This window comes from Dokdonella sp. (assembly GCF_036518555.1).
GTDB lineage: Bacteria > Pseudomonadota > Gammaproteobacteria > Xanthomonadales > Rhodanobacteraceae > Dokdonella_A.
Genome location: NZ_DATDMY010000258.1, coordinates 1 through 9,394 on the forward strand (window position 1 = coordinate 1; position 9,394 = coordinate 9,394).

The 9,394-nt window shown below is 68.5% G+C and carries 10 protein-coding genes and 1 pseudogene; 1 reads left to right on the forward strand and 10 read right to left on the reverse strand.

Annotated elements, in window-relative coordinates; translation table 11 throughout:
- From VI238_RS14045 to rpoZ, 4 genes and pseudogenes are all read right to left on the reverse strand, one after another.
- Positions 1–908 (reverse strand): annotated as a pseudogene (locus tag VI238_RS14045) (ATP-dependent DNA helicase RecG); the annotation flags it as partial.
- Between the two features lie 159 nt (positions 909–1,067).
- Positions 1,068–1,454 (reverse strand): RidA family protein, encoded by a 387-nt coding sequence (locus VI238_RS14050; RefSeq protein ID WP_331652423.1) that lies wholly within the window; start codon positions 1,452–1,454, stop codon positions 1,068–1,070.
- Positions 1,455–1,535: 81 nt separating this feature from the next.
- Positions 1,536–3,686 carry a bifunctional (p)ppGpp synthetase/guanosine-3',5'-bis(diphosphate) 3'-pyrophosphohydrolase gene (locus VI238_RS14055; protein WP_331652425.1) on the reverse strand — a complete coding sequence of 717 codons (2,151 nt, stop codon included), beginning with the start codon at positions 3,684–3,686 and terminating at the stop codon, positions 1,536–1,538.
- Between the two features lie 79 nt (positions 3,687–3,765).
- Entirely contained in the window at positions 3,766–4,059 is a 294-nt protein-coding gene (gene rpoZ, locus VI238_RS14060) for a DNA-directed RNA polymerase subunit omega (RefSeq protein ID WP_131999691.1), read from the reverse strand.
- A 213-nt stretch (positions 4,060–4,272) separates the two neighbouring features.
- Between rpoZ and VI238_RS14065 the strand changes: the two genes are divergently transcribed.
- Positions 4,273–5,085, forward strand: coding sequence for a VacJ family lipoprotein (locus tag VI238_RS14065; RefSeq protein WP_331652428.1), 813 nt, complete (start codon positions 4,273–4,275; stop codon positions 5,083–5,085).
- A gap of 202 nt (positions 5,086–5,287) precedes the next feature.
- Here VI238_RS14065 and VI238_RS14070 read toward each other — a convergent pair whose 3' ends face one another.
- From VI238_RS14070 to gmk, 6 genes are all read right to left on the reverse strand, one after another.
- A complete protein-coding gene (locus VI238_RS14070) occupies positions 5,288–5,590 on the reverse strand; it encodes an STAS domain-containing protein (protein WP_331652430.1) in 303 nt (100 codons plus the stop codon).
- Positions 5,590–6,234: an MlaC/ttg2D family ABC transporter substrate-binding protein gene (locus VI238_RS14075; protein ID WP_414650069.1), complete on the reverse strand. Its 645-nt coding sequence runs from the start codon at positions 6,232–6,234 to the stop codon at positions 5,590–5,592. Before VI238_RS14075 ends, VI238_RS14070 begins: the two co-directional genes overlap by 1 nt.
- Positions 6,235–6,268: 34 nt before the next feature.
- Entirely contained in the window at positions 6,269–6,799 is a 531-nt protein-coding gene (mlaD, locus tag VI238_RS14080; RefSeq protein ID WP_331652434.1) for an outer membrane lipid asymmetry maintenance protein MlaD, read from the reverse strand.
- A gap of 220 nt (positions 6,800–7,019) precedes the next feature.
- A complete protein-coding gene (gene mlaE, locus VI238_RS14085) occupies positions 7,020–7,787 on the reverse strand; it encodes a lipid asymmetry maintenance ABC transporter permease subunit MlaE (RefSeq protein ID WP_331652436.1) in 768 nt (255 codons plus the stop codon).
- Entirely contained in the window at positions 7,784–8,626 is an 843-nt protein-coding gene (locus VI238_RS14090; RefSeq protein ID WP_331652438.1) for an ABC transporter ATP-binding protein, read from the reverse strand. Before VI238_RS14090 ends, mlaE begins: the two co-directional genes overlap by 4 nt.
- A 98-nt stretch (positions 8,627–8,724) precedes the next feature.
- Positions 8,725–9,342, reverse strand: coding sequence for a guanylate kinase (gene gmk, locus VI238_RS14095; RefSeq protein ID WP_331652440.1), 618 nt, complete (start codon positions 9,340–9,342; stop codon positions 8,725–8,727).
- Positions 9,343–9,394: the final 52 nt, after the last annotated feature.

The following is a 9,394-nucleotide window of genomic DNA, read 5'->3' on the forward strand; positions in this document are numbered from 1 at the left end:
AGCATCGGCGTCGCGCGCGCGAGGTCGCGCTCGATCTCGGCGACGACGCGCTGTTGCGCGCGCGTGAGCGCATAAGGCAGGTTCGCGCGCAACGCGGCGCGCAGGCGGCCGTCGCCCGCGAGCGGCCGCGCGCCGTGCGCGCGCACCTGCGCGCGCAGGTGCTTGAGGCTCAGGTGATGGCTGAGCAGCTCCTCGAACGCGAGGCGCTGCTGCGCGGAATGGCGGCCCGCGAGCAGCGCGGCGACGTCGACGTCGGGCGGCGGACGGTGCAGCAGCAACAGCGACTCGCGCAGCGAAGCGAGGCCCAGCCGCTCGCGCAGGGCCGCGGGGATCAGCTCGAGCACGTCGTCGCCGGGCAGCCGCTCGAGCGCGCGCGCGATGACGCCGGCAAGGCGCTTCTGGCCGAGGCCCTCGGTGCTCGGGTAGACCGGTGTCAGTGCCTGTTCCGCGGCAGCGACCGCATCGGCTGCGAGGCGACGATACTCCGGATGCACGATCTCGGGACCGTGCGCGCCGTGTCGCACTTCGCCGTAGCAGACGATGCGCGTTCCTGGCGCGAACTGTTCGGCCTGCGCGCGATTGAAATGGAAGAAGCGCAGGGTGAGCGTCGCCTGCGACGCGTCGACGAGCGCGACGCGCAGCTGCGGTCGGTAGCGGAAACCGCGCTCGACCGCATCGACGACGCCCTCGACCTGCGCGCTCTCGCCGATGCGCAGGTCGCGGATGGGCGTGATGCGCGTTCGATCCTCGTAGCGCAGCGGCAGATGGAACCAGAGATCCTGCACGCGCGCGAGGCCGAGCCGGGCGAGTGCCTCGGCGAGCGCCGGACCGACGCCGGACAACGTCGTCAGCGGCGCGAGGCCACTGTCGGCGAGGGCGACGGACGGACGGACGGCACGCGACGGCATGTGACTAGGTTAGCAAGGCGCGTTCCGCGAGCGCTCGCGCGTGGGCGAGCTCGACGCGCGCCGGCTCGGGCGTCGGTCCCGGCCAGGCTCCGGTGCCGGCATCGATCCCGATCCGACCCTCGCAACCCGAGCGCCGCCGGTCGTCGCGGTCCCGGCCGGTCAGCCGCCCAGCACCATCACGGCATCGACTTCGACGTGCGCGCCACGCGGCAACGCCGAGACCTGCACCGTCGCGCGCGCCGGATAGGGTTCCCTGCAATACTCGGCCATGACCGAATTGACCGCGGCGAAGTCGCCGAGGTCGGTGAGATAGATGCCGACCCGCACCACGTCGGCGAGCGAGCCGCCGGCGGCCGCGCACACCGCGGACAGATTCTCGAACACGCGCCGCGCCTGTCGGCTGATGTCCCCGCCGACGAGCTCTCCGGTCGCCGGATCGAGCGGAATCTGTCCGGACAGGTAGACCGTATCGCCCGCGCGCACGGCCTGCGAGTACGGCCCGATCGCCTTCGGCGCCTGGTCGGTGTGGATGATGGTGCGCGACATGGCAACTCCGCTTGCGGTTATCCGCCGGAGCTTGCGCGAGCGGCCGGCTTCGCGCAAGGGCGCGCGCGGTACGCGCGCGCCTCACACCGGGTGGCGCTTCACCGCGGTCACGACCTGCAGCCGGCGCACGCGCCGCATGACGTCGGCGAGATGCTTGCGACTCTTCGCCTCGATCGTGAACAGCATCGTCGCGGTGGTGAGGTCGCGTTCCTTGTACTCCACGTTCTCGATGTTCGAACCCGCCTCGGCGATCGCAGCCGCGACCTGGGCGAGCACGCCGGGCCGGTTCGCGACCTCGATGCGCAGCTCGACCTTGTAATCGCCTTGCACGTCGACGTCCCAGGCGATCTCGATGCAACGCTCGGGCGACTTGCGCAGCTCGGGCACGTTCGGACACTCGAGCCGGTGCACGACGATGCCCTTGCCCGCGGAGAGGTAGCCCATGATCTCGTCGCCCGGCAGCGGATGGCAGCAGTTGCCGAAGCTGAGCACGCCGCGCTCGCTGCCGTTGATGAGGATCTTCTCGCTGCTGCCGCTGCGCGCGACGTGCGGATGCTCGCCCTGCGCCGCGAGCAATGCCTGCGCGATCGGCTCGGCGGCGCGGTTGCCGAGCGCGATGTCCGCGAGCAGTTCCTCCAGCCGCTTGTACTTCTGCTCGCCGAGGTAGCGCTCGAGCGCGGCGTGCGGGATCGCCTCGAGGGACGCGTCGAGCGCACTGAACGCGCGATCGAGCATGCGATGGCCGAACTCGACCGCATCCTCGTGCTGCAGGCGCTTGAGATGATGGCGGATCGCCGTGCGCGCGCGACCGGACACGACCCATTCGAGCCATTGCGGACTCGGCGCCGCGGACGGCGCGGTCACGATCTCGACGGTCTGCCCGCTCGCGAGCGGCGTGCGCAGCGGCACGAGACGCTTGTCCACGCGCGCCGCGACCGCGTGGTCGCCGACGTCGGTGTGGACGAAATAGGCGAAGTCGAGTGCGGTCGCGTTGCGTGGCAAGGCGAGGATCTGTCCCTTCGGGGTGAACAGGTAGACCTCGTCGGGGAACAGGTCGACCTTGACGTTCTCGATGAACTCGAGCGGCGACGGCATCTCGGTCTGCCGGTCGACGAGATTGGACAGCCATTCGCGCGCGCGCGACTGCGCGCTGTTGGCTGGCGTCGCATCGGTCTTGTACGCCCAGTGCGCGGCGACGCCGCGCTCGGCGACCGCGTCCATCTCCTCCGTGCGGATCTGTACTTCGATCGGCGCGCCGAACGGCCCGAACAGCACCGTGTGCAGCGACTGGTAGCCGTTCGCCTTCGGGATCGCGATGAAGTCGCGGAAGCGGCCGTCGAGCGGCTTGTACAGCGCGTGCACGGCGCCGAGCGCCTGGTAACAGTGTGCCGCGCTGTCGACGACGACGCGGAAGCCGTACACGTCCATCACCTGCGTGAACGACTTGTGCTCCGCGCGCATCTTCGAATAGATGCTGTAGGGCGACTTGATCCGGCTGACCACGCGGTGCGCGATCTGTTCCGCGCCGAGGCGCCCATGGACCGCCTCCTCGATGCGTGCCATCGCTTCGCGCCGGTTGCCGAGCACGGCGCGGATGCGCTCGGCGATGACGCGATGCCGATCCGGATGGAGCATGCGGAAGCCGAGATCCTGCAACTCGGCCTTGAAGCGGTTCATGCCCAGGCGCTGCGCGATCGGTGCGTAGATCTCGAGCGTCTCCCGGGCGATGCGCCGGCGGGAGTCCGGTTCCATCGCGCCGAGCGTGCGCATGTTGTGCAGGCGGTCCGCGAGCTTGATCAGGATCACGCGCAGGTCGCGCGCCATCGCGAGCAGCATCTTGCGGAAGCTCTCCGCGGCGGCTTCCTGCCGGCTGCGGAAGCGCACCTTGTCGAGCTTGGTGACGCCGTCGACGAGCGCCATCACGGGCTGGCCGAACTCGGCGGTGATCTGCTCGGACGTGAGCGCGGTGTCCTCGAGCGTGTCGTGCAGGATCGCGGCGACGATCGTCTCCGCGTCCATGCCGAGTTCGGCGAGAATGCCGGCGACCGCGACCGGGTGGGTGATGTACGGCTCGCCACTGCGGCGCGTCTGCCCCGCGTGCGCGAGCGCCCCTATCTCATAGGCGCGGCGCACGCGCTCGACCTGCTCCGGCGGCAGGTAGGCGGCGAGTTGCTGTTCGAGTGCCCGCATGTCGGCCGGAGACCGATTCGCCTCCGGCGCCTTCGCGCGCATGGACGTGGTCGTGACCATGGCGCCGGCACAGCCCGTCAGGCTGCTCCGTAGGATCGGCTGCCCGGGCAGGCGGGATCCATCAGAGGTCGTCGCCGCCCTTGCTCAGGTCGTCGTCGACTTCCGCCGCGGCCCATTCGAGAGCCTCGCGCTCCTTGCGCTCGCGTTCCTGCTTGTCGATCTCGTCGATCATCGCGTGATCGACCTTGCGGTCGGCGATCTCGCGCAACGCGAGCACGGTCGGCTTGTCGTTGTGTCCGTCGACGGCCGCCGTCGCACCCTTGGCGAGCTGGCGCGCACGCCGCGTTGCCATCAGCACCAGCTCGAAGCGGTTGTCGACCACCTCGAGGCAATCTTCCACGGTGATCCGTGCCATTCTTGCTCTCCGCCAAAATTGAAGCCAATTCATGGCTTTACGATCGTGCATTGTAGCGCCACGGATTGCTGCGGTGCAATCTCCCGCTGAACAGGGTACAAACCGCCGCGCCCCGACATGGGTGCATGCGCACACCGAATTCGCGTAGCCTTGCATCGTGGAAAGGAATACCCACGTCTGCGGAGCCCTGCGTCCGCACCCAAGAGACCCGTGATGTCCCCGACACCGACCGCTCAACTGCGTGCGGGCCTGATGGCCTTGTGCGTCGCTTTCCTCGCCGGATGCACGATCGCCAAGCCGCGCACGGACGATCCGTGGGAAGGCTTCAACCGCAAGATGTACGCGTTCAACGACGCTGCCGACAAGGCGGTGATCCGTCCGACCGCGATGGCCTATCGCAAGATCACGAGCGCGAACATGCGGCGCGTGATCGCGAACTTCTTCGCCAACATCCGCATGCCGATCACGATCGTCAACGACCTGCTGCAGGTCGAGCCAAAGGCGGCCCTGCGCAATACCGGGCGCTTCGCGATCAACACGACGATCGGGTTCGTCGGCCTGTTCGACCCCGCCAGCGAATTGCAGTTGCCGCCGCAGGAGACGGACTTCGGCGTGACCCTCGCGAAATGGGGTGTGCCCGAGGGCCCGTACCTCGTGCTGCCGCTGGTCGGCTCCACGTCGGCACGCGACGTCTGGCGCCTTCCGGCCGACCACTACGTCGACCCGCTCGGATGGTACGCCGATCACCGCGACCTGAAGTTCCATGCCGAACAGTTCCCGAGCCTGATGTACCTCGTCACGTTGCGCGCGCGCGGCATCGAGGCCGAGGGATTGCTAGAGGGCGTGTACGACCCGTACGTGTTCTATCGCGACGCCTACCGCCAGCGCCGCCTCTACGACATCTACGACGGCCAGCCGCCGGCCGAGGTCATCGAGCAGATGCAGGGTACGGGCGACGTCGACGTCGACCAGCTGCTCGAGGAACAGCACCAGTACGAAAAGAAGAACGGCGGCGTTCAGCCGTAATCGCAGCAGGCGCGAGGCGCTTTCGCCTGCAGCGGTCGTGCGGGTTCAAGCGGAGGCGAGGCCTGCTGCCAGACGAGCGAACGAGCGCCGCGCGGTGCGCGCGAAGCACCGCGGCGGCAAGCCGCTTCTACGCCACTGCGTGCGTTCCTCTCGTGGGCTTTCCGGCGTGATCCTGCGACTCGGGCGCGCCGCCGATGCCGGATCAGAGTCCGAGCAGGGCTTCGGTATCGCTGAGGTGCGCCAGTGCCACGAGGCCGGCCGGGGCGCCGGCGAGATGCAGGCGCGCGCCCGCGCGGCGCAGGCGTGCCGTCCAGTCGAGCAGCACCGCGAGCGTGGCGCTGTCGACCTGCTGCAGGCCGGAAATGTCCAGTTCGACGTCGTCGCCGCCCGTGGCGAACTCGCGCCAGCGCGCGGCGACGGCGGCCGCCTCGTGGAAACCGAGCCGGCCCGCGATCCGCGCGCGGCGCGCGTCGATGCGCTCGATGCGTGGTTCGCCCATGGCCATCAGCCGCCCTTCTGGTCCTTCTCCATCGACTCGAGCACCTTCTCGCCCTGCGTCTCGAGGCGCGCGATCAAGGCGTCGAGGCTCGACTTCTGGATCTCGGCGCCGACCTGGTTGCGGTAGTTCGTGATGTAGGAAATGCCTTCGATGATGACGTCGTAGGCTTTCCACTCGCCCTGCTTGGTCTTGCGGAACGCGTAGTCGACCGCGAGCGTCTTGCCGTCGTCGAGCACGACCTCGGTACGCACGATCGAACGCTTGTCGCTGAGTTCGCCCTTGCTCGGCAGGACGCGGACGCGTCCCCGCGTGTAATTGAGCAGGCCTTCCGCGTAGCGGTGCGCGATCGAGTTGTAGAACGCCTTGGCGAAGCGCGTGCGCTGCTCGGGCGTGGACGTGCGCGCGTACTGGCCGAGCACGAGGATCGACGCGTAGTCGATGTCGAAGCGCGGCAGCAGGATGCCGTCGATGACCTTGATCAGCTTCTCGTGGTCGTTCTTGAGTTCGGCCTGGTGGCCTTCGATCGCCTTGCCGAGGTCGTCCGCGATGCCCTGCACGACCGCGTCCGGCGTCGGCGCATCGGCGCGTGCCGGCGCGATCGAGGCACAACCGAGCAGGCAGGCGAAGGCGAGGCCGAACGTGCGTAGCAACATGGGTGATGACTCCTGGGTACGGGAAGGAATGTCAGGGTTTGGACGACGGCGCGGGCTCGGCCTTGTCCTCAGCGGATGCGCCCTGCCCGTTCGCCGGCTTCTGCGGCGAGCCGCTGACGAGGAATTTGCCGATCAGGTCTTCCAGCTGCATCGACGACTGCGTCAGCACGAATTCGTCGCCGTCCTTCATCATGTCGGGCGAACCGCCCGGCTGGATGCCAACGTACTGATCGCCCAATAAACCGCTGGTGAATATCGCGGCGGCCGAATCGTCCGGGATCTCGGCGTAGTGCTTGTCGATCGAGATGCGCACGATCGCATCGAGCTTGGCGGGATCGAGCGTGATCGATTCGACCGAGCCGACCCGTACGCCGGCGAGCTTCACCGGCGCGCGCATCTTGAGCTGGCCTATGTTGGTGAAACGCGCCTTGAGCGCATAGCTGTCGCCCTGGCTGAAGTTGGCCACCGACGTCGTCTGCGTCGCGAGGTAGGCGAGCGCGGCGAAGCCGAGCACGATGAACAGGCCGGTGCCGATCTGGTGCGTACGTCGTTGCTGGGTCATGGTTGTTGTCCGGAACTCGGGGGGCCCGAAAGCCAAAAGCCAAAAGCAAAAAGCAAAAAGCATTCGACACGAAGGACACGAAGGAAGGCAAAACATCCTTCAACGCCTCGTGGTCGCGAACTCTGACCGGCATGTTGCGTCGCCGAGCGGAGCCTCGCTGAAAATCTGCTCTTCCTTCGTGTCCTTCGTGTCCTTCGTGTTTCAATCTTTCGCTGTCCGCTCACATCAGGAACGCGGTCATGACGAAATCGAGCGCGAGCACGACGATCGACGAGGACACCACCGTGCGCGTCGTCGCGTAGGCCACGCCCTCGCTCGTCGGCGGCGTCGTGTAGCCATTGAACGTCGCGATCAGCGTGCACGCCGCGCCGAACGCGACGCTCTTCCACACGCCATTGATCACGTCCGTCTGCACGTCCACGGCCGCCGTCATGTTCGACCAGAACGTGCCGTTGTCGAGCCCGAGCCAGCTCACGCACACCGCGTGCGCGCCGAGGATCGCCAGCGCATTGAAGACGCATACGAGCAGCGGCATCGCGACGATGCCGGCGAGGAAGCGCGGTGCGACGACGTAGGCGAGCGGATCGACCGCCATCATCTCCATCGCGGCGAGCTGGTCGGTGGCACGCATGAGACCGATCTCGGCCGTGATCGACGTGCCCGCGCGGCCGGCGAACAGCAGCGCGGTGACCACCGGGCCCAATTCGCGGTACAACGCGAGCGCGACGACGGTACCGCTCATCGCGGCGCTGCCGAAACGCGACAGCACGTCGTAGAGCTGCAGGCCGAGCACGGCCCCGACGAACAGTCCGCAGGTCACGATGATGACGAGGCTCATCGCGCCGACGAACCAGACCTGGCGCACGGTCTCGCCGAAATGGCGCAGGCTGCGTGGCAACGTGCCGAGCACCTGCAGCAGGAACAGTCCGCACGCGCCGACCTGCGCGAGGGCATCGCCGGCCATCGAAGGCTTGCGTGGCGCGCTCATGCGGCGTCGCCTGCGGCGGCGGGGAAACCGAGGTCGAGCGCATAGTCGCGCGCGGGGTACTGGAACGGCACCGGGCCGTCCGCCTCGCCGCCGAAGAACTGGCGCGTCCACGGCGAATCGCCGCGCTGGAGCTCGTCGGGAGTGCCGCGCGCGACCACCTTGCCGCCCGCGATGAGGTAGACCAGGTCGGCCGCACGCGCGACCGCGGCGAATTCGTGCGCGACGAGGATGCTCGTGATGCCGAGGGTGTCGTTGAGCGTGCGGATCAGCTTGAGCACCTGGTTCAATGCGATCGGGTCGAGGCCGACGAACGGCTCATCGTAGAGGATCAGCATCGGGTCGCGCACGATCGCCCTCGCCAGCGCGACGCGGCGCGCCATGCCGCCCGACAGCTCGCTCGGCATGAGTTCCGCCGCCCCGCGCAGGCCGACCGCCTGCAGCTTGGTCAGCACGATGTTGCGCACGAGCTCTTCCGGCAGCCGCAGGTGCTGGCGCAGCGGGAACGCGACGTTCTCGAACACGCTGAAGTCGGTCAGCAGGGCCGAATTCTGGAACAGGAAACCGATCTTCTCGCGCAGATCGAACAGTTGCGCGCGCGTGAGGCGCGGCACGTCGCGACCGTCGACGCGGATGCTGCCCGCGTCGGGCGCGAGCTGGCCGGTGATGTGGCGCAACAGGGTCGTCTTGCCGGTGCCGCTGGGACCCATGATCGCGGTGATCCTGCCGCGCGGGATGTCGAGCTCGAGGTCGTCGAAGATGACCTTGCCGTTCAGCACGGTGGACAGGCCGCGCACCTCGACGAGGGCGGCAGCGGCGGCGCTGGCGTGGGAGTCGTTCACGTGGGACGGGACCGTGGTCGGCGTAGGCGCGGCGGCGCCGCGCGGCGCGCTACCTTAGCCGAAGCCGTGGCCGCGCAGCCAGCGCCGCGGCGCGGCGTTCAATCGGCCTTCAGCAGATCGGCGATCAGCGCCGCGTGGCGCTTGGCCTGCGCCTCGCGGCGCAGGCGCTGGCACGAGACGATCGCGCGCAGGTCGGCGAGCGCGTCGGCGAACTGGTCGTTGACGACGAGATAGTCGAAATCGCCGGCATGGGCGACCTCCTCGCGCGATTCCGCCAGTCGCCGCGCGATCGTCGGCGCGTCGTCCGACGCGCGGCTGCGCAGGCGCCGTTCGAGTTCCGCGCGCGACGGCGGCAGGATGAACACGCTGATGCAGCCCGGCATCGCCGCGCGCACCTGGCGCGCGCCCTGCCTGTCGATCTCGAGCAGCACGTCGCGGCCCTGCGCGAGCAGCGGCTCGACCGCGGCGCGCGCGGTGCCGTACAGGTTGCCGAACACCTCGGCATGCTCGAGGAACAGGCCGTCGGCGATCATCCGCTCGAACACACCGCGGTTGACGAAGTGGTAGTGCTCGCCGTCGTGGTCGTTCGGCCGCGGCGGCCGCGTCGTGTGCGAGATCGACAGCGCGATGCCCGGCTCGCGCTCGAGCAGCGCGTTGACGAGGCTCGACTTGCCCGCGCCCGACGGCGCCGCGACGATGTAGAGGCTGCCGCTCATTCGAGGTTCTGCACCTGCTCGCGCATCTGCTCGATCAGCACCTTGAGCTCGA

Excerpts from the sequence above, each read along its gene's own strand:
- VI238_RS14050 (WP_331652423.1), bottom strand. The coding sequence starts at position 1,454 with ATGTCGCGCACCATCATCCACACCGACCAGGCGCCGAAGGCGATCGGG.
- VI238_RS14055 (WP_331652425.1), bottom strand. The coding sequence starts at position 3,686 with ATGCGCGCGAAGGCGCCGGAGGCGAATCGGTCTCCGGCCGACATGCGG.
- rpoZ (WP_131999691.1), bottom strand. The coding sequence starts at position 4,059 with ATGGCACGGATCACCGTGGAAGATTGCCTCGAGGTGGTCGACAACCGC.
- VI238_RS14065 (WP_331652428.1), top strand. The coding sequence starts at position 4,273 with ATGTCCCCGACACCGACCGCTCAACTGCGTGCGGGCCTGATGGCCTTG.
- VI238_RS14070 (WP_331652430.1), bottom strand. The coding sequence starts at position 5,590 with ATGGCCATGGGCGAACCACGCATCGAGCGCATCGACGCGCGCCGCGCG.
- mlaD (WP_331652434.1), bottom strand. The coding sequence starts at position 6,799 with ATGACCCAGCAACGACGTACGCACCAGATCGGCACCGGCCTGTTCATC.
- mlaE (WP_331652436.1), bottom strand. The coding sequence starts at position 7,787 with ATGAGCGCGCCACGCAAGCCTTCGATGGCCGGCGATGCCCTCGCGCAG.
- gmk (WP_331652440.1), bottom strand. The coding sequence starts at position 9,342 with ATGAGCGGCAGCCTCTACATCGTCGCGGCGCCGTCGGGCGCGGGCAAG.